General features: G+C 55.9%; 21 protein-coding genes. 12 read left to right on the top strand and 9 right to left on the bottom strand.

Translation table 11 applies throughout. The features are described 5' to 3' along the window. Nucleotides 1-366: 366 nt before the first annotated feature. Nucleotides 367-1,023, top strand: a complete 657-nt coding sequence (locus tag RQI55_RS05505; protein WP_243256096.1) for a hypothetical protein — start codon at nt 367-369, stop codon at nt 1,021-1,023. A gap of 120 nt (nt 1,024-1,143) precedes the next feature. Here RQI55_RS05505 and sthA read toward each other — a convergent pair whose 3' ends face one another. Next, nucleotides 1,144-2,556, bottom strand: coding sequence for a Si-specific NAD(P)(+) transhydrogenase (gene sthA / locus RQI55_RS05500; RefSeq protein ID WP_192066645.1), 1,413 nt, complete (start codon nt 2,554-2,556; stop codon nt 1,144-1,146). A 243-nt stretch (nt 2,557-2,799) separates the two neighbouring features. Then, nucleotides 2,800-3,336, bottom strand: a complete 537-nt coding sequence (locus RQI55_RS05495; RefSeq protein ID WP_042619560.1) for a DUF1003 domain-containing protein — start codon at nt 3,334-3,336, stop codon at nt 2,800-2,802. A gap of 223 nt (nt 3,337-3,559) precedes the next feature. On the opposite strand from RQI55_RS05495, the gene RQI55_RS05490 reads away from it, so the two are divergent. Together RQI55_RS05490 and RQI55_RS05485 are read left to right on the top strand one after the other, a co-directional pair. Then, on the top strand, nt 3,560-5,239 hold the full coding sequence (locus RQI55_RS05490) for an NAD+ synthase (RefSeq protein WP_243256095.1): 1,680 nt from the start codon (nt 3,560-3,562) through the stop codon (nt 5,237-5,239). Between the two features lie 4 nt (nt 5,240-5,243). After that, nucleotides 5,244-6,080 carry a TolB family protein gene (locus tag RQI55_RS05485; protein WP_243256962.1) on the top strand — a complete coding sequence of 279 codons (837 nt, stop codon included), beginning with the start codon at nt 5,244-5,246 and terminating at the stop codon, nt 6,078-6,080. A 75-nt stretch (nt 6,081-6,155) separates the two neighbouring features. Here the strand turns inward: RQI55_RS05485 and RQI55_RS05480 are convergent, their stop codons facing one another. After that, nucleotides 6,156-6,323 carry a Thivi_2564 family membrane protein gene (locus RQI55_RS05480; protein WP_042619558.1) on the bottom strand — a complete coding sequence of 56 codons (168 nt, stop codon included), beginning with the start codon at nt 6,321-6,323 and terminating at the stop codon, nt 6,156-6,158. A 130-nt stretch (nt 6,324-6,453) separates the two neighbouring features. Here RQI55_RS05480 and RQI55_RS05475 point away from each other — a divergent pair, with 130 nt between their 5' ends. Beyond that, nucleotides 6,454-6,876: an OsmC family protein gene (locus tag RQI55_RS05475; RefSeq protein ID WP_243256094.1), complete on the top strand. Its 423-nt coding sequence runs from the start codon at nt 6,454-6,456 to the stop codon at nt 6,874-6,876. On the opposite strand, the gene RQI55_RS05470 is transcribed toward RQI55_RS05475, so the two are convergent. Genes RQI55_RS05470 through RQI55_RS05460 form a run of 3 tightly spaced genes read right to left on the bottom strand, consistent with a single transcriptional unit; the run spans nt 6,877 to nt 10,025 of the window. After that, a complete protein-coding gene (locus tag RQI55_RS05470) occupies nt 6,877-7,368 on the bottom strand; it encodes a peptide deformylase (RefSeq protein WP_243256093.1) in 492 nt (163 codons plus the stop codon). Between the two features lie 27 nt (nt 7,369-7,395). Further along, nucleotides 7,396-7,716 carry a hypothetical protein gene (locus tag RQI55_RS05465; RefSeq protein WP_243256092.1) on the bottom strand — a complete coding sequence of 107 codons (321 nt, stop codon included), beginning with the start codon at nt 7,714-7,716 and terminating at the stop codon, nt 7,396-7,398. Further along, a complete protein-coding gene (locus RQI55_RS05460; protein ID WP_243256091.1) occupies nt 7,716-10,025 on the bottom strand; it encodes an FdhF/YdeP family oxidoreductase in 2,310 nt (769 codons plus the stop codon). Before RQI55_RS05460 ends, RQI55_RS05465 begins: the two co-directional genes overlap by 1 nt. Nucleotides 10,026-10,156: 131 nt before the next feature. Between RQI55_RS05460 and RQI55_RS05455 the strand changes: the two genes are divergently transcribed. The 3 genes from RQI55_RS05455 to RQI55_RS05445 all read left to right on the top strand — a co-directional run bounded on the left by RQI55_RS05455 (nt 10,157) and on the right by RQI55_RS05445 (nt 12,321). After that, nucleotides 10,157-10,342, top strand: coding sequence for a hypothetical protein (locus RQI55_RS05455; RefSeq protein WP_192066400.1), 186 nt, complete (start codon nt 10,157-10,159; stop codon nt 10,340-10,342). Between the two features lie 58 nt (nt 10,343-10,400). Beyond that, nucleotides 10,401-11,771 (top strand): magnesium transporter, encoded by a 1,371-nt coding sequence (gene mgtE / locus RQI55_RS05450; RefSeq protein WP_155398998.1) that lies wholly within the window; start codon nt 10,401-10,403, stop codon nt 11,769-11,771. A 163-nt stretch (nt 11,772-11,934) separates the two neighbouring features. Further along, complete coding sequence (locus RQI55_RS05445) at nt 11,935-12,321, top strand: MerR family DNA-binding transcriptional regulator (protein ID WP_042619552.1); 387 nt, start codon at nt 11,935-11,937, stop codon at nt 12,319-12,321. Between the two features lie 10 nt (nt 12,322-12,331). Here RQI55_RS05445 and RQI55_RS05440 read toward each other — a convergent pair whose 3' ends face one another. Together RQI55_RS05440 and RQI55_RS05435 are read right to left on the bottom strand one after the other, a co-directional pair. Further along, complete coding sequence (locus RQI55_RS05440) at nt 12,332-13,288, bottom strand: DUF1624 domain-containing protein (RefSeq protein WP_311272080.1); 957 nt, start codon at nt 13,286-13,288, stop codon at nt 12,332-12,334. Between the two features lie 63 nt (nt 13,289-13,351). Beyond that, nucleotides 13,352-14,047 carry a DUF599 domain-containing protein gene (locus RQI55_RS05435; protein ID WP_243256089.1) on the bottom strand — a complete coding sequence of 232 codons (696 nt, stop codon included), beginning with the start codon at nt 14,045-14,047 and terminating at the stop codon, nt 13,352-13,354. Between the two features lie 453 nt (nt 14,048-14,500). On the opposite strand from RQI55_RS05435, the gene cobU reads away from it, so the two are divergent. The 5 genes from cobU to ccoP all read left to right on the top strand — a co-directional run bounded on the left by cobU (nt 14,501) and on the right by ccoP (nt 18,593). After that, entirely contained in the window at nt 14,501-15,025 is a 525-nt protein-coding gene (gene cobU / locus RQI55_RS05430) for a bifunctional adenosylcobinamide kinase/adenosylcobinamide-phosphate guanylyltransferase (RefSeq protein WP_311272081.1), read from the top strand. Between the two features lie 172 nt (nt 15,026-15,197). After that, entirely contained in the window at nt 15,198-16,820 is a 1,623-nt protein-coding gene (ccoN, locus tag RQI55_RS05425) for a cytochrome-c oxidase, cbb3-type subunit I (RefSeq protein WP_243256087.1), read from the top strand. 11 nt (nt 16,821-16,831) lie between these two features. Then, on the top strand, nt 16,832-17,563 hold the full coding sequence (gene ccoO / locus RQI55_RS05420; protein WP_243256086.1) for a cytochrome-c oxidase, cbb3-type subunit II: 732 nt from the start codon (nt 16,832-16,834) through the stop codon (nt 17,561-17,563). Between the two features lie 11 nt (nt 17,564-17,574). After that, a complete protein-coding gene (locus RQI55_RS05415) occupies nt 17,575-17,727 on the top strand; it encodes a cbb3-type cytochrome c oxidase subunit 3 (RefSeq protein ID WP_192066391.1) in 153 nt (50 codons plus the stop codon). 2 nt (nt 17,728-17,729) lie between these two features. Beyond that, nucleotides 17,730-18,593 carry a cytochrome-c oxidase, cbb3-type subunit III gene (gene ccoP / locus RQI55_RS05410; protein WP_243256085.1) on the top strand — a complete coding sequence of 288 codons (864 nt, stop codon included), beginning with the start codon at nt 17,730-17,732 and terminating at the stop codon, nt 18,591-18,593. A gap of 60 nt (nt 18,594-18,653) precedes the next feature. Here ccoP and RQI55_RS05405 read toward each other — a convergent pair whose 3' ends face one another. Beyond that, nucleotides 18,654-19,055 carry an SRPBCC family protein gene (locus tag RQI55_RS05405; protein ID WP_243256084.1) on the bottom strand — a complete coding sequence of 134 codons (402 nt, stop codon included), beginning with the start codon at nt 19,053-19,055 and terminating at the stop codon, nt 18,654-18,656. Between the last annotated feature and the right edge of the window lie 56 nt (nt 19,056-19,111).

The following is a 19,111-nucleotide window of genomic DNA, read 5'->3' as shown; positions in this document are numbered from 1 at the left end:
GATTCAGGCGTTAACCTGTTCGTTAACCACTGTAACAATCCAATCACATTGCACTGCACAATCCGGTTTCTGCCCCGGTCGCCCTTGTTCATCTGGCGTTCATCTGGCAGGTTAGGGCATCGATTTGCAGTTCCTCGCGCTTCAGCAAATCCGTTGCGCAAAATGCGCGGCCCGGCTTCGCCCTCAGTTCCAACTCTCCGTCTGGCGCCACTCGATGCGGCTCTGCGCCCGGTGACATAACGCGCCCTGCGGCGTGTTGATTCTACAATTCATAACGGCAGTTCCTCACGGTTCTGTCGTCGATAGCCGAATAAGGAGCGTCGCCTGCACATGGTGGCGCACCTTCCCAAAGCTTGAGGAAGAGACATGTTTTTGAAAACGGGACACAAAGCCCTGATTGCCGCCCTTGCTGTTCTTTGCCAATGCGGATCTGCTCTTGCGCAGGAGCGCGGGCTGATCTGGGCTCCGGCAAAGAACTCCGATACCTCTTACTCCGCCCGGATTGGTGCGAAACTCCCAACGCAGACTCCTATTCGGGGCGGTCTTGAAATGGGTGTGAATGGCTCAGAGAGCGGTGCGCTGGTGGATACGCCGGTGAAGCTGTGGGGCACGGTTACGATTTTGTCCTCCAACGTGCCGGGTGCTAAGGTGGCTGGCGATATTGGCGTGCTGGTCAACGCGCTGACCGGCTCCAGCGCGTGGTCAATGACATCTTCGCAAAAACGTATTGCTACGCCGGATCTGGATTTCGAATCCAATAGGAATGTAACGGTCCGTTATGATGGAACGGCGCAGCAGTGGAGCGGGCTTGATGTTTCTCAGTCGCTGCGGCTGACGCGGTCAGCGACCGGTACGGCATTTGTGCTGACCGGGGCGAGCCACGATTCGTTTGAAGACTTCACGTCAAATGTGGGGCTGGAGCAGAAACTCGGTGAGAACCTCTCCGTCTCTGGCAACTTCGCCCAGAGCCAGCGGGACGGTTTTAGTCCTTCGGTCAGCGCCCGCTACAACATCAAATGGTAGGGGCGCTGAGCCTAGAGCATTTCCGGTGAACACCGGTTCACCGAAATACTCTAGCTCTTTGTTTTTACGCAATTCCGGACGCAAAACCGGTTCCCACTTTTGATGGAATTGCTCTAGAGGTCAGACGTTCTCTTTTTTCTTGATGTCACCCATGCGGTTCCAGGCGTCGAGGCCGGCAATTTTGTAGGCTTCGGCAAGCGTTGGGTAGTTGAAGGTGTTTTCGACGAAATATTCGACGGTACCCTTGAGGTTCAAAACGGCCTGTCCGATATGAACCAGCTCTGTCGCACCTTCGCCAACGATGTGAACACCCAGAAGGCGACGTGTCTTCTGCGAGAAGATGAGCTTCAGCAGGCCGGTGTCTAGCCCCATGATGTGCCCACGCGAGGTCTCACGGAAGCGGGCAATACCACACTCGTATGGAATGCCGCGTTCTTTCATTTCCTCTTCGGTCAGGCCGCAAGTCGAAATTTCCGGGACAGCGTAGATGCCGTAAGGGAAATATTTCTGCGGCTCCATGCCGATGGCGCCGACAGCCACACGCGCAGCGATTCGACCTTGCTCCATGGAGGTGGAGGCGAGGCTTGGAAAGCCGATGACATCACCGGCCGCGAAGATACCGGGAACCGATGTCTCGAAGGTTTCAGGGTTGACCGACAGGCGGCCACGATCGTCTGCGGAAAGGCCAGCAGCTGCAAGGTTCAGTGACTCGGTTGCCCCCATGCGGCCAGCGGCAAACAGAACCATTTCCGTGGTCAGCGTGCGGCCGTTGTCCAATGTCAGCATGACCTTGCCTTCGGGCGTATGCTCGACTTTTTCAGCCTTCTGGCCAAGAAGGAGCTTCATGTTGCGGTCACGAAGTTGGTAGGTAAAGTCCTCGATGATTTCCTTGTCGATGAAGTCCAGCATGGTCGGCTTTGGATCGATCACGGTGACAGCCGTGTCCAGCGCGCTGAAAATCGTTGCATATTCTATGCCGATAACGCCGGCACCAATGACGACCATGGAGCGCGGCAGTTTCTGGATCTCCAGCAGTTCATCGCTGTCGATCACCGTCTTGCCGTCAAACGGCATGTAATCCGGGCGGAAAGGACGGGTTCCGACGGCAAGCAAAATGGCTTTGCCTTTAATCATCACGATCTCACCATCATCCTTGGTGATTTCCATGGTGTCAGACGTAACGAAGGCGGCCTTGCCGCGAATATGCGTGACGCGGTTTCGCGCGAACTGGTGCTCCAGAACGTCGACTTCATGATCAAGCGTAATTAGCAGGCGGCGGCGCAGGTCATCGGCGCTGATTTCCTGCTTCACGCGGTATGAGCGACCATAGAAGCCACGTTCGCGCCAGCCAGAGAGGTTGAGCGCCGTTTCGCGCATCGTCTTTGAGGGAATTGTGCCGGTGTGGACCGATACGCCACCAACGCGTCGACCTTTTTCGATGACCAGGACCGTTTTATCGAGTTTGGCGGCCTGGATGGCTGCACGCCTACCAGCGGGTCCGCTACCGACAACAACAAGATCATATTGGTTCATGGAGAAAACCTCGGAAAAGAATTTTGAAGGCCGGACTGAACTGTTCCAGCGCGGAGGCGTCGCTGCTCGGGAAAGCGTGATGCTATCCTGAAACGGAACTGATTCCCGCGTCGCCGCACCAAGAGTGCAATGCAACAAATGCCCACGTCAATCAGTAGCGTAAAAATCTGACGGATTCGTAACTATCGACCGGAATGACGCAAAAAGATTTGCGTTATGTCGCTTTTGCTCAGCCGTACTCGTCTAGTTTGTTTCTTCGCCGGTCTCGCGGCTGTGAAGGCGGGCGATATCGCTTCTCAATGCCGCCAGTTCTGCCAGAACACGGTTGTCGATTTTCTCGTGAAGGGAGAGGACTTCCAGTTCTGCCTTCAGATTGACCTCATAATCCTTCTCCGCGTCGAATCGGTCGCGTGTCGCCTGCCTGTTCTGAGACATCATGATGATGGGTGCCTGGATGGCTGCGAGCATGGAGAGAATGAGGTTGAGGAAGATAAAGGGGTAGGGGTCGAAGGCATGCGACGTTAGGACGATGGTGTTGATGATAACCCATGCCATAAGAAAAACCATGAAGCTGATGATGAAGGCCCATGACCCGCCAACGCGGGCAATTTCATCCGCCAAGCGTTCTCCAAAAGACGAACCCTTTGAGAACGCGGCATTGGTATCGGTGGAAATGAGTTTTTTCTCATGCGCAATTTTCAAAATGCGCTTTTCTGCCTCTCCGATGTTTCTGGATGAGCGCGTGAAATGTGAGGCGATATATTCAGGAATTGCAGACATTGTTGGTCTCCAGCCAGCCGGGGACAATTCGAAACCTGGCGTCCACCGTTCTATCGAAATAAGCGGCTGTGCGTGTGGAATTCAAATGAATTCGCGGTAAACATCTACATCTGCTCATGTGTGGAGTGAGTGAAGGCGGTCCCAACGTCAGTGGTTCTGTTTTTTGTGAGAGACCTTAATGGCCTGCGTTGCACCGCAGGCATCAGCGCGCTAGATAAGTGACATGAGCCAAGCACAGATTGATCCTAGTATTTTGCGGATTGCCGTCGGGCAGTTCAACCCAACCGTCGGCGATGTCGTGGGCAATCTTGCTCTGGCGCGTCAGGCCCGCGCCGATGCGGCGTCGCAGGGTGCAGACCTGCTGCTGCTCAGCGAGTTGTTCATCTCCGGGTACCCGCCGGAAGATCTGGTGTTGAAACCTGCCTTTTTGAAATCGTGCCTCAAGGCCGTGGAAGATCTGGCGGCAGACACCGCCGATGGCGGCCCGGGTATCATCATCGGCTTTCCCCGTCAGGGCGAGGCGGGGCGCCATAACTCGGTGGCGCTGATTGATGGCGGCAAGATTATTGCGCTGCGAGACAAGGTCGATTTGCCGAATTACGGCGAGTTCGACGAGAAGCGCGTGTTCTCGGAAGGCTCGATTTCCGGCCCCTATAATTTCAGAGGTGTACGCATCGGTATTCCGATCTGCGAGGAAATCTGGAACGATCTTGGCATCTGCGAGACGCTGGCTGAAAGCGGTGCGGAAATTCTGCTGGTTCCCAACGGCTCACCCTACTATCGCGGCAAGGTCGATGTGCGCCATCAGGTGGCTTTGCGCCAGGTCATTGAGAGCGGTCTGCCGCTCGTCTTCGCCAACCAGGTGGGTGGGCAGGATGAGCTTGTATTTGATGGCGCAAGCTTTGCCTTCAATGCGGACAAGACGCTGGCTTTCCAGATGAGCCAGTTTGAGACGACACTTGCCGTCACGGATTGGAAGCGCACCGAAAACGGCTGGCGTTGCAGCGAAGGTCCGTTTTCACAAATACCAGAGGGCGAGGAGGCGGACTACCGGGCCTGCATGCTGGGCTTCCGCGATTACGTTAACAAGAATGGCTTCAAAAGCGTCGTTCTGGGCCTTTCCGGCGGCATCGATTCCGCCATATGCGCCGCGATCGCTGTCGATGCGCTTGGCGAGGAGCGGGTGCGTTGCATCATGCTTCCCTATCGCTACACATCTGAAGACAGCCTGAAGGACGCCGCCGATTGCGCCAAGGCTCTTGGCTGCCGCTATGATATCGTTCCGATTGCCCATCCGGTGGATGGCTTCCTGTCGTCTTTGGCTGAGCTTTTCGAAGGAACGGAAGAGGGCATTACAGAAGAAAACCTGCAAAGCCGCACCCGAGGCACCATTCTCATGGCGGTCTCCAACAAATTTGGCTCGATGGTTGTCACGACAGGCAATAAATCGGAGATGTCGGTTGGATATGCCACGCTCTATGGTGACATGAACGGCGGCTTCAACCCGATCAAAGACCTTTACAAGATGCAGGTCTATGCGATTTCGGCGTGGAGAAACAGCCACGTGCCGCCAACGGCGCTTGGACCTTCGGGCGAGGTCATTCCCGCCAACATCATTTCGAAGGCACCCTCTGCCGAGTTGCGCCCCAACCAGACCGATCAGGACTCCCTGCCGCCCTATCCGGTGCTGGACGATATTCTGGAATGCCTGGTGGAACTGGAAATGTCTGTGGACGATATTGTCGCGCGCGGACATGATCTTGCGACGGTCCATCGCATCGAACATCTGCTGTATCTTGCCGAATACAAACGCAGGCAGTCTGCGCCGGGCGTGAAGATCACCAAGAAGAACTTCGGTCGTGATCGCCGCTACCCCATCACCAACCGCTTCCGGGACAGATGATGTGATCGAAAAGCTTCGCAGTTCCGTTGAAATCTTCAACATCCGCACCCGGCAAAACCGGGTGGTCTGGCAGACGCCGGAACTGTTCGAAGCGCCCAACTGGTCGCCGGATGGGCAGTATTTGCTGCTCAACAGTGAGGGGCTGATGTATCGGCTGTCTCTGACTGGTGATGTGGTGCCGCTTGTTCTCGACACCGGTTTTGCGACGCAGTGCAACAATGACCACGGCATTTCGCCGGATGGCTCGTTGATCGCCATTTCCGATAAGGTCGAATTCGGCAAAAGCGCGATATATCTACTGCCGTCAGCAGGCGGAACGCCTAAGCTGATGACGCACAATCTGCCGTCGTACTGGCACGGCTGGGCACCTGATAGCAAAAGCTTTGCCTATTGTGGCATCCGCGATCAGATATTCGATATCTATTCCATGGATATCGAAAGCGGCGAAGAGACGCGCTTGACCCACGGCGAAGGTCGCAATGATGGGCCTGACTATTCGGCGGATGGTCGATGGATCTATTTCAACTCTAGCCGCACGGGCCGGATGCAAATTTGGCGCGTGCCGGTTGGCGGCGGCGAGGTTGAGCGTATCACCGACAGCGAGTTTGGAGACTGGTTTCCGCATCCGTCACCCGTGGGTGACAAGATCGTCTTCGTCTCTTACGACGCCGATGTTTTCGACCATCCGCGTGACCTGAACGTGCGTCTGCGATTGATGGATATGGATGGCGGCAATGCGGAAACGCTATTTGATCTGTTTGGCGGGCAGGGGACGATGAATTCACCCAACTGGTCACCTGTCGGTGACGAATTCGCTTATGTCAGATATTTTCCCGCGTGAAAGCTGAAATCGCACAAAAAAACCCGACCAGGGCATGACACCTGGTCGGGCTCTCAGACATAAAAGTCTTATCGCTTAAAATACTGCGAGATACTTCAGCAGCGAAATAATACCGATGATGATGACGATAACCTGAGCGATCTGCTTCGCGCTGCCGCCAACGGGCAGGCGGTTGATCAGCCAAAGAATAAGTACGATGACCAGAAATGTGATCAGAATGCTAACGAGTGTACCAGTAACCATGTGTCCCAGCTCCTATTTTCGATAAATCCGTAACGGTTCATCACCGTTCCGTGAGTAGAACCACGGCAGCGTCTTTTGGTTCCATTGTGCAAAATGTAATTTTCGACAATTCGAATGTGAGGATGTTTCCGTGAGCGAGATCAGGATCAGAAAACGAAAGACCGGTGCATCGGCCACATTGGGCCGCAATGGTCATCCGCATCTCGAAACGCCGACTGGCGGCGAATTGGCGATGGTGACGGGCGCGTCTGACCCCGGGTTTAACCCGCTTGATTTGCTCTACGCATCGCTTGCGGCCTGCATGGTTCTCAGCGCACGCATTGCCGCCAGCGAGATGGGCCTTCTCAATCGTTTTGAGGGTGTGCAGGCGCAAGTTACGGGCGAGAAATCCGAGGAGGAGCCTTCGCGGATCACAAGCTTTGATGTGCGGTTGATCATCCGTGGCGATTTCGATGAGGATACCAAAATCGCCATAGCGCACAGAGCGGAAGAGATATGCACCGTCAGCAATACGCTGCGGGGCGACGCACGCTTTACGCTTGCGGTGGAATAATCAGCGCTGCGCTTTTTCCCATTTGCGGATAAGGCGATCCCGCTTGAGTTTCGACAGGCGCTTCAGCCAGAACATGCCGTTCAGCTGATCGATTTCATGCTGAATGCAGATCGCGTGGAAACCGTCCGCCTGCTCATCGTGCCACGCGCCTGACACGTCCTGATACCGCAACTTCACCGATGAAGGCCGCTCGACCTCCTCGGTAAAGCCCGGCATGGAAACGCTGCCTTCCATGTGCCGCATCGTCTCACCGGACAGTTCGGTGATTTCAGCGTTGACATAGGTGCGCACCGCGCCGGGTGTGAGTTCCAGCACGAAGATGCGTTTGAGGACGCCGATATGAGCGGCCGTAATTCCGACGCCGGGCGCGGCGCGCATCGTGTCCAGCAAATCCTTTTCAAGCTCCGCAAGCCCGGGGCCAAAGTCTGTGACCGGTTCACAGTGGGATGAAAGCACCACATGTGGATAGGGCACGATGGAACGGATTGCCATGTCTATATTCCATTCATTCCATGAGACTTAAAGCGGTTCTTGCAGTGCCACATTCGAGGCGGAACTTGCAAGTTCGCTGGCCTCGCTTGTCAGTTCCACCCATGTCCGCTGCGTCCGCGCATCACGCTTGCCGATAATCAGAAATCGACCCGAGAGAATATTGATTTCACGCAAAACAAGCGCGTGCTCAATGCCGAGCTTGTTGGAAAGGCTGCGGCTGTCCGTGCCGACACCGAAATGGACGGCTGCAATCAATGCGGCCCCGGTCGCGTCAAGCGCAACAGGGGCCTTAAGGCTGATTTCCTCCACAACGGCCATGAAGCGCGCCGCGGATTGATCCTCACTCATCAGGCGGCGGCCTCTGCGCTTGCGCGCAGGCGCACGGATACGAGAACCGACTTCGACGTTGGCGTGAAGCTGCCTTCGCCATAGCTGTGAAGCGGCACCAGCACGTTCAGCTCAGGATAATATCCGCCGATGCTGCCTTCTGGAATGTTGTAGGGCACCAGGCGGAAGTTTTCGGCCATGCGCTCTACTCCATCACCATATTCACCGATCACGTCCACGCGCTGCTTGGCATGGGCGCCAAGTGCTTCCATGTCCTTCGGGTTCATGAAGATGACCTGACGCTCGCCATAAACGCCGCGGTAACGGTCATCCATGCCGTAGATGGTGGTGTTGTACTGGTCGTGGCTGCGGAATGTCTGCAGCACGAAAACGCCTTGCTTGGTGAGAGCTTCCTGATGCTCGGTCTTTTCCGGCAGCGGGCCGGTGAAGAACGTTGCCTTCTTGGCAGGCGTGTTCCACTCGCGCTCTGCCGCTGCATTGCGCAGATGGAAACCACGCGGCACGCGGACGCGCTCGTTGAAATCATGGAAGCCGACAATGACACGTTCGATCATGTCACGAATGAGATCGTAATCGTCTGCAAGTGCGTTCCAGTTCACGCGCTCATTGCCAAGCGTCGCCTGGGCAATGCCAGCCACGATGGCGATTTCCGAGCGCAGCTCTGGCGATGCGGGTTCGTTGATTCCGCCCGAGCCGTGCACCATGCTCATGGAGTCTTCCACGGTCACGATCTGGGGCTTGCCCTCAGAGTTCCGGTCGATTTCTGTGCGGCCGAGGCAGGGCAGAATGAAGGACGTTTCGCCGGGAACGAGATGCGAGTGATTGAGCTTGGTGGCGATGTTGACCGTCAGCTTCTGCTTTTCGAAAGCCTTGATAATCAGCGGGCTGTCTGGTGTTGCGCGCAGGAAGTTGCCGCCAAGGGCGATGAATGCTTGCGCCTTGCCATCGAGCATTGCCGAAATGGCTTCTACCGTGTTGTGGCCACGGTTACGCGGCATCGGCACGCCAAGCTCTTTTTCGAGCGCGTCGAGTAGGGCAGGTGGCGCCTTCTCATCGATGCCGACCGTGCGGTCACCCTGAACGTTGGAGTGGCCGCGGACGGGACAGAGACCAGCACCGGGGCGGCCAATATTGCCGCGCAGCAGCATGAAGTTGGTGATTTCTCTGATGATGATGACGGAGTGTTTGTGCTGGGTGATGCCCATTGCCCATGTGGCAATGACGGCATTCGACGCCATGTAAATGCCGGCCGCTTCCTCGATCTGCTCGCGCGTCAGGCCGGACTGGTCAATGATGGCTTCCCATGATGTTGCGTCTACAGCGGCGCGGTAAGCTTCGAACTCGACAGCGTGCTCATTCAGGAAATCATAGTCAATGACTGCAGGCTTTCCAGCGGCGCGGGCGGCATCATCCGCTGCGAAAACGGCCTTGCTCATGCCGCGCACTGCGGCCATGTCGCCACCCTGGCGGGGCTGGTAGTAGTTTGTCGCAATCTTGGTGTTGCCGCCGGTGATCATTTCCAGCTTGTCTTGCGGATCAGTAAACCGCTCCAGACCCTTCTCACGGATAGGGTTGAATACGGCAATGCGTGCGCCACGAATGGCCGCACGGCGCAAATCACCCAGCATGCGCGGGTGGTTGGTGCCGGGGTTTTGGCCGATCACGAAAATTGCGTCCGCCTTCTCGAAATCCTCCAGAAGAACGGTGCCTTTGCCCACGCCCACGGAGGCCTTGAGGCCAACGCCGCTGGCTTCGTGGCACATGTTGGAGCAATCCGGGAAATTGTTGGTACCGTAAAGACGGACCATCAGCTGGTAGAGGAAGGCAGCCTCGTTGGAGGCGCGGCCGGATGTGTAGAACTCGGCGCGGTCAGGGTTATCCAGACTGTTGAGGACCTTGCCGATTTCGGCAAAAGCGGCGTCCCAGCTGACCGGCATATATGTGTCAGTCGCCCGGTCGTAGCGCAGTGGATTTGTTAGGCGACCTTGCTTTTCCAGATCGTAATCCGACCATTTGCGAAGGGCAGATACCGTGTGGTTGGCAAAGAAGTCTGGCGGTACACGCGCTTCCGTGGCTTCCCAGGCAACGGCTTTCACGCCGTTTTCACAGAACTCGAAAGATGAACCATGGGCCGGATCTCCCCATGCGCAACCGGGACAATCGAAACCATCAGGCTGGTTTGCTTTGAGCAGCGTTCGTGCGCCGGAAATCGGAGCGCCCGATTCCAGAAGGCGCTTGCCCACGCTCTTGAGTGCGCCCCAGCCGCCAGCCGCGCTGGAAGCCTTGCCGATGAAATCCATCTTGCCCATTATAAGGTCTCTTTCTGATCTAATTCTTGTTCGCTGCCCGTTGCCTGTGCCAGCAGGTACGGTTGTTATTGCAGCGTTTTGTTCCAGATTCCCGGATAAATGACACATGTCAACTCGTAACTGAGCAAGTCTTGAAATTGCTCGATCAATTCGGTGAGACTGTTTCGCAATCATTAATCTCCCGCGATCCGTTATCTGCGCGATTAGCCGTGGCAAGCGCGTGGCTTTTCTCCTATCCTGTTGTTGACATTGCGCTTTTAAAAGCCATTCTCCTGCACTTTGGCGAAGCAGGCAGTGTACCGGATAAAGGGGCGTAATTTGACGCAAGCGGACGACCATCATTCCGTGCCGGAAGACGCCAAGCGGCCGGACATCATGGCCGACATCTACGCGGAAGACGGCTCAATACGCTCCGATTTTCTGGCGATGGTGGGTGCCGCCATTGGTGATCGCGATGTGCTTTTCCTGAGGCAGAACGTCGCTCGCCTGCACGAATCGGAACTCGGCGACCTCTTGGAATCCATTCTGCCAGAGCAGCGCCACGCCATGGTGCGCCTGCTGGGCTCCGATTTCGACATGACTGCGCTGACCGAGGTGGATGAGGCGATTCGTCTCGACATCGTCGAGCAGATGCCGAATGACCAGATTGCCGCCGGTATCGGCGAGATGGATTCGGATGACGCCGTCTACATTCTCGAAGACATGGACCGCGAAGATCGCGAGGACATTCTTGCGCAGATGCCGTTTACCGAGCGGGTGCGGTTGCTTCGCGCGCTCGATTATCCGGAAAGCTCGGCTGGTCGCCGCATGCAGACGGAATTTGTGGCTGTGCCACCTTTCTGGACTGTCGGCCAGACCATCGACTATATGCGCGAGGAAGAGGAGCTTCCCGAATCCTTCTCGCAAATCTTTGTCGTTGATCCCACCTTCAAGCTGGTTGGCGCGCTCGATCTCGACCGGCTGCTGCGCTCCAAGCGGCAGGTGAAGATCGAAACCATCATGCATGAGACGAACCATCCGATTGCAGCCGAGATGGATCAGGAAGAGGCAGCCCAACTCTTCGAGCAATACGACCTTCTCTCGGCGGCTGTTGTTGATGATAATGGCCGTCTGGTGGGCGTTCTCACCATTGATGACGTCGTCGACGTGATGCAGGAAGAGGCAGAGGAAGACTTGCTGCGCCTTGGCGGCGTGGGTGACGAAGAGCTTTCCGACTCGATTGCGGTTACATCGCGCTCGCGCGTGCCGTGGCTGGCCGTCAACCTCATCACGGCATTCATGGCCGCATCCGTCATCGGTCTTTTTGATGCGACAATCGAACAGATCGTGGCGCTGGCTATCCTCATGCCAATCGTTGCGGGCATGGGCGGCAATGCCGGATCACAGACGATGACCGTGTCAGTGCGGGCGCTGGCAACCAAAAACCTCGATATTCACAACGCATCTCGCATTATCAGGCGTGAAGCAGGCGTTGGCCTTTTGAATGGCGCACTGTTTGGCTGTGCCATCGGTGTCATCGCCGGTCTATGGTTCAATGACGTCAATCTTGGCGGCATTATTGCCACGGCAATGCTGATCAACATGTTCGCTGCTGCCCTTGCCGGCATCATCATTCCGTTGCTGCTGGATAAATTCGGAGCAGACCCAGCCGTTTCCTCTGCGGTTTTCGTGACAGCGGTCACCGACATTGTCGGTTTCTTCTCCTTCCTCGGCCTTGCCACATGGTGGTTCGGCATTTCTGGCTGATGCCTCAAAATTGACTTTTACGTGAAGGTCAATCATAGTGTCTGAAATGAAGGAGAGTTATGGGGCCCGATGTGCTTCGTCATTCTATCTTGTTGTTTGAGCGCCGGATACTCTGAAAACTGTCTTTCATTTTCGGTCCTGTGCTCCAGAATCGGATGAAGCTTTGAACAAGTATTATAGCATTACGGAACTGACGCGTGAATTCGGGGTCTCCACCCGCACCCTTCGTTTTTATGAGGATGAGGGCCTTATTCATCCTGAGCGTCGTGGGCGTACTCGGCTGTTTCGCATGGCAGATCGCAGGCTCATTCAGGAAATACTGCGCGGCAGACGTATTGGCTTCACCATCGCCGAAATCCGGGAAATCATTCAGGTCTACAAAGAGCCACCTGGCGAGTCCGGGCAGCTTGAGCTTTTGATGAAGAAGGTTGACGAAAAGCGTGCCGACCTTCGCCAGAAGCGCAAGGACATCGAGGAAACGCTTCTGGAACTGGATAATGTCGAAGAAGCATGCCTGACTCGGCTTGCCGAAATCGGCGTTGGTACCTGATCGATACCCACTACATCTCGCGTGAACACTGCGCGGCGATTTCGCCTATTTGAGACTGCTGCGCTTCGGCTAGTTTGTTTGCCATCATAGGCTCAAACAGGCTTTCTGCCTGGAGTTTTTCCAGTGTGCAGCCGCAGAAGCGCTGGCAAAGTTCCGCATTATCCTGCTGCTTCAGGCAGCTCATCTCGCAGCTCGTCTTGTAGTTTTCGACCTGATCGACTGGGGCTACCAGCGACGCCAGATAAACGATGGCGATCAGGACAGGCTGATGGACTAGGTAGAAAAGAAGGCTGTGTCGCCCGAACAGAGCCAGAATATTCTTTTGCCCACTGGGCTTCCTGAAACGATCAAGCCAACTGCGGGGCGTTACGAATTGGGAGATCGCCAGCCCCAGAAGAAATGGTGCCAGAAAAGGCAGCAGCGGCACGTAGTCGTTCGAGCGGGGAGGCGCGGTCGACAATCCGATCCATGACAACCAGATGGGATTGAAAGCGTCTGAGCTCAGGTAGCGCGGTGCTATAAGGGCAAGTGCTGCGAAAACCAGCGTCACGAAAAAGGGAAGCCGCAGGAACAGCAGGCCAAGCAGGCTGGCAGTCGCGATATTGTGGAGAATGCCAAAGAAAATCCAGCCGTCCGGCACCGCAAAATAGGTCGCGACAGAGATCAGGAGTGCAGCTCCAGCTACCATGGCAAAACGTTTGCCGTAGGATGGCCAGTGCACGCCGCGCCGATGCGCGAGGTAAAGGCTGAAACCGGCTAGAAACAGAAATGTGCTGGCTATTCCACGCGCATAAAGCCGCCACCAGCCCTGCGTTGCGGTGCCCGGATCCAGATATCCGAACATCTCCAGATCCCAGGTGAAGTGGTAGCTTGCCATGGCAATGAGGGCGATGCCGCGCAATGTGTCCAGTGCGCCAATGCGGCCCTTTGATCGTGTAATATCAGCCGTTGCCGGAACTTCACTCATACATCCGTCCTTCGCAACGGTAACAATTGAATCTCAGCGCTTCGCCTGTGAAGTGCGGCGATTTCATGGCGCTTTCGGGTCATCCATGATAGCAAGGCGCGCTTCCGAGAAGAACTGCCGGCGCAACAGTGCCACCATGATGATGACCGTCGTTGCCATGAAAACGTAGGGGCTGATGAACCAGCCGAGATAGCCGATGGAAAAGAAGATGGTTCGGAGGCCCTCATTAAAGTTTTTCGCAGCGATGATGTTCATGCGAATAACTTTTTCGGCGGCGTGTTCCGCTGCCTGTCGGTTCTCATTGGTCTGATGCATCATTGGCATGCCGCCAAAGAGAATGGTGCAGTAGTTGAACAGGCGGTACGACCATCCGAATTTGAAGAATGCATAACCGAAGAGACAGGTCAGCCCCATCACCTTGAGTTCAAAAGCCGTGCGGCCAGCATAGTGAACGAAGGGCAGGTCTCTAAAGACAGACTCGACCTGATCCGTCGCGCCGAGCAGCGCGAAACATCCGCCAATGGCAAAGATGGAGGTGGAGGCGAAGAACGCGGTGCCGTTCTGCAAGCCCGCCATGATTTGCGTATCGATCATTTTCAGGTCGCGGGTCAGGGAATTGTAAATCCACTGACGGCGACGTTCTCCCATCGCCTGATTGAGGCTTGTGCGTGAAAATGGTGTTTTTGCCGTGGTGATGTATGTGTAGGATATCCACAGCACCAAAAAAACGATCAATGCTACGTAATCAATGGTCGTCATGATTGCTGTCTACCTTTGGCTCTTGGTCCGAATCTCCCGCGCTATATTGAGGGGATTTGACCGCATGGCAATCTGGCTGGAAAATCATCCATCCGTTCTTTCTGTGTCGGCGCTAACTGTATGGTAACAAAATACCGGCATTGGTGTTGCTGCACGCCGGATTTGGTTTTTCGTACCGGCTGTGCATCCTCTTGGTTTGACAATGTCACGGATCATCCCTATTTTTAGATGACGATCCGGCGCTTTTGAGCCGAGCACATTTACTGACATGTCCGCATTGTGTGGACGGGTAAACGGGCTGGGTTTCACTACCGGGTGAGTGTGACGGGATTGACCGGGAGAACGCCTCCATATCTACGAATCGTTCTCTTTTCCCGTCAAACGCTGCGAGGCTTGCGACTGATGTCGCAGAGGCAGCCGGATCGTTTTCCATCCCATTGAATGATTTATCGAATGCTTGATGCGTCCCGCTGTGTGCTTGTTCTTGGCGGTGCTCGCTCGGGCAAGTCTGCGTTTGCCGAGGACATGGTTCTCTCGCAAGAGGGGCGGGCGCATTACATTGCTACCGGCCGTGCATGGGATGACGAAATGAAGGAGCGTATCCTTCATCATCGCGATCGTCGTGGCGATGGCTGGGAGACGCATGAAGAGCCATTGGCGTTGACCGACACGCTCAAGCGGCTGGATCAGCCTGATAACACCATCATCGTTGATTGCCTGACGCTTTGGGTGACCAATTTGATGCTGGAGGAGGGCGTGAACGTAGAGGACGCGTTTGCGCCTCTGGTTGCGCATGCCAGCCAGGCAAAGGCCAAAATCGTTTTTGTTTCCAACGAGGTGGGGCTCGGCATCGTGCCCGATAATCGCATGGCTCGGCAGTTTCGGGATCATTCCGGACGCCTGCACCAGCAGATCGCAGCCGTTGCCAAAGAGGTTTACTTCATTGCCGCTGGGTTGCCCCTCAAAATGAAGGGCTGATCGCTCTCAAGCGATTTTGCGCTCCACCTTCCATCACTCCGACTTGATATGGATCAAGGCCGCTTGCCCCTAGCGGTGTCAAAGCAGCAGATGACGCGAAAGCACGCTTGCCGCCTTCATGAGTGGTGCCTGCCCAGCGTCTTATCTGCGATGACGTTGGGGGAAACCAACAATGAACTCTGTATTAGGAATTGCGACGGTCGGCATCGGGGCCTTCCTCGCGCTACTCGGGGCGGCTTTCGCCTACGATGATCTTTTTGCCGCCCATATGTGGGTGCTGTTTTTCGTGCTTCTGACGGGCGCGGCCATAATGCTGCGCTTCGTCTCCTTTGCACCCGTTGATCCTGCCGAAAAAGCCCGGCTTCAGTCGGAGTATTTCGATGGGGTCATTCGCTATGGCGTGATTGCCACCGTCTTTTGGGGTGTTGTCGGTTTCCTCGTGGGCGTCGTCATTGCCCTGCAACTGGCTTTTCCCGACCTCAACGTCGAACCCTGGTTCAACTTTGGCCGTGTTCGCCCACTCCATACGTCAGCTGTGATTTTTGCCTTTGGCGGCAATGCGCTGATTGCGACCTCGTTCTACGTGGTGCAACGCACATCGCGGGCACGGTTGTTCGGCGGCGATCTCGGCTGGTTCGTGTTCTGGGGCTACAATCTTTTCATCATCATGGCGGCTACCGGATATCTTCTGGGCATCACACAGAGCAAGGAATATGCCGAGCCTGAGTGGTATGTCGATATCTGGCTGACGATTGTCTGGGTCTGTTATCTCATCACCTTCCTGGGCACGATCCTGAAGCGCAAAGAACCGCACATCTATGTCGCGAACTGGTTCTACCTCGCCTTCATCGTCACCATTGCCATGCTGCACATTGTCAACAATCTGGCGATCCCTGTCTCGTTCCTTGGGGTCAAAAGCTACTCGGCTTTCTCGGGCGTGCAGGATGCGTTGACGCAGTGGTGGTATGGGCACAACGCCGTCGGCTTTTTCCTGACAGCCGGGTTCCTCGGCATGATGTACTACTTCATTCCCAAGCAGGTGAACCGCCCGGTCTATTCCTACCGGCTGTCGATCATCCACTTCTGGGCTCTGATCTTCATGTATATCTGGGCCGGTCCACACCATCTGCATTATACGGCTCTGCCTGACTGGGCGCAGACGCTGGGCATGGTCTTTTCCATCATGCTGTGGATGCCTTCCTGGGGTGGCATGATCAACGGTCTGATGACCCTGTCTGGCGCATGGGACAAGATCCGTACCGATCCTATCGTTCGCATGATGGTGATGGCCGTTGCCTTCTACGGTATGGCAACCTTTGAGGGCCCGATGATGTCCATCAAGGCCGTCAATTCGCTCAGCCACTATACCGACTGGACCATCGGCCACGTTCACTCCGGCGCTCTTGGCTGGAACGGCATGATCACCTTCGGTGCGATCTACTATCTGACGCCAAAATTGTGGAACCGTGAACGGCTCTACAGCATGCAGATGGTGAACTGGCACTTCTGGCTCGCAACACTCGGCATCGTCGTTTACGCCGCCGTCATGTGGGTAGCCGGTATCCAGCAGGGATTGATGTGGCGCGAATACGACTCGCAGGGCTTCCTGGTTTACTCCTTTGCTGAAACCGTCGCTGCACTCTTCCCTTACTATCTGCTGCGTGCATTGGGCGGCGCCATGTTCCTCGGAGGCGCACTGATCATGGCCTACAACGTCACCATGACAATTCTCGGCTACCAGCGTGACGAAGCGGGCTTCAAGGCCGCCGCGCCCAAGCTGCAACCGGCGGAATAAGGAGTTTCACCATGTCTATTCTCGACAAACATGGCGTCATCGAACGAAACGCAACCTTGCTTCTCGTCGGTTCGCTAGCTGTCGTCGCCATCGGCGGTATCGTGGAAATCGCGCCGCTGTTCTACCTCGAAAATACCATTGAGAAGGTGGAGGGCATGCGGCCTTATTCACCGCTCGAACTGGCGGGCCGCAACATTTATCTGCGTGAGGGCTGCTATGTTTGCCACAGCCAGATGATCCGGCCATTCCGTGATGAAGTGGAACGTTACGGTCATTACAGCCTGGCTGCAGAAAGTATGTACGACCATCCGTTCCAGTGGGGATCGAAACGCACAGGGCCAGACCTTGCGCGTGTGGGTGGCCGCTATTCCAACGAGTGGCACGTTCAGCATTTGAATGAGCCGCGTGACGTCGTGCCGGAATCGGTGATGCCAAGCTACTCGTTCCTGAAGACGACACCACTCAAGGTCACCAACATCTCGATGGACTTGAAGGCCAACCGGATGGTGGGCGTTCCCTATAGTGATGAAATGATCGACAGTGCCGTGGCTGATCTTCACGCGCAGGCTGATCCCAACGCTGACACGACGAGCCTTGAAGCTCGTTATCCGAAGGCGAAAATCGGTGATTTCGACGGTGATCCGGCAAAGCTGACCGAAATGGATGCGCTGGTTGCATATCTGCAAATGCTCGGCACGCTGGTCGATTTCTCGACCTATGACGATGCCGCCGGTTATCGTTGAGGAGGTGCACCATGGAAACCTACACTGCCATGCGCCACTTCGCCGATAGCTGGGGACTGCTTGCCATGGCCCTGTTCTTTGCAGGGGTCGTCGTTTTCACGCTTCGTCCCGGTTCCAAGAAAGCCGCAGACGATGCTGCCAGCATTCCGCTCAGGGAGGACTGAACATGTCCGATAAACATATTGACGACGTCAGCGGCGTCTCGACCACCGGTCACGAGTGGGACGGCATTCGCGAACTCAACAACCCCATGCCGCGCTGGTGGGTTTGGACGTTCTACGTCACCATCGTCTGGGCCATTGGCTACACCATTGCTTTTCCCGCATGGCCGCTCATCAGTGGCAGCACTCAGGGTCTTCTCGGCTGGCACAGCCGCGCCGAATTTGCAGCGGAAACCAATGATGCCAAGGCTGCGCAGAATGTCTCTCTGGAGAAGATTGCATCATCGAACTTTGATGAGATCAAGGCTGATCCCGAACTGATGCAGTTTGCGGTGGCGGGCGGCGCGGCTGCGTTCAAGGTCAACTGTATCCAGTGCCACGGCTCTGGTGCAGAAGGTGGAAACGGCTATCCAAACCTCAATGATGATGACTGGCTTTGGGGCGGCAATGTGGATGCCATTCACACGACCATCACCCATGGCATCCGCTTCAATGAAGATGCCGATACCCGCATGTCGGAAATGCCTGCTTTCGCTGAAATTCTGAAAGGCGATGAGATCAAAGAGGTCGCGGCTTATGTTGTGAGCCTTACGGGCACGCCGCACAATGCGGCACTGATCGAGCCTGGGCGTCAGGTCTATGCGGACAATTGCGCCTCGTGCCACGGTGAAGACGCCAAGGGCAACCGCGAATTCGGTGCGCCAAACCTTGCCGATGCCATCTGGTTGAAGGCGAAGGGCGAGGATGGGATCATTGCCCAGATCCGTGCTCCAAAGCATGGCGCAATGCCCGCCTGGGGTGCGCGCCTTGGCGATACGACAGTCAAGCAGTTGACGCTGTTTGTCCATTCGCTTGGTGGCGGGGAGTAAGGGGCTTTATCTTACCTCACCATCTGTTCAACTACGACGAATGAGGGCTGGTTTCAGGCCTCATTCCCCCTCTACCAACGCCTTCAATCTCTCAAGATCGGCAAACACCATCGCCGCATCGCGCTCGAAATCTGCATCACTCATGCCGGGCAGTTTCATCAGCGTAAAAGCGACCTCCGCACCGTCACCATTTGGCATGACGCGCAAGGCATTATAGACCTGCAGTCCATGTGGCAGTGTCACGCTGTGATCGATCACGCCAAAGGCGTTTCGCTCTGCAAATTTTACCCTGACATCCCCCAGCGGGCCAGACGCGATCCATTCTTCTCCATCTTGCACCAGCCCCGTGGCAAGTCCAGCAGCCCATTGGGGCATGCGGGCGGGATCGGATGCGAAGGCATAGACCTCTTTCCACGGGCGCTCGATAGACAGATGGATGATGCGCGATGGCATGACCGTCATGGTTTTGGTCCTCCCGCTGATCCCCTGGGGTGCGTCACATTGGTCCACTTGACCTA

This window comes from Rhizobium sp. WCS2018Hpa-16, from assembly GCF_031843705.1.
Classification (GTDB): domain Bacteria; phylum Pseudomonadota; class Alphaproteobacteria; order Rhizobiales; family Rhizobiaceae; genus Agrobacterium; species Agrobacterium tumefaciens_C.
This window is presented reverse-complemented; position numbering and strand designations above follow the sequence as displayed.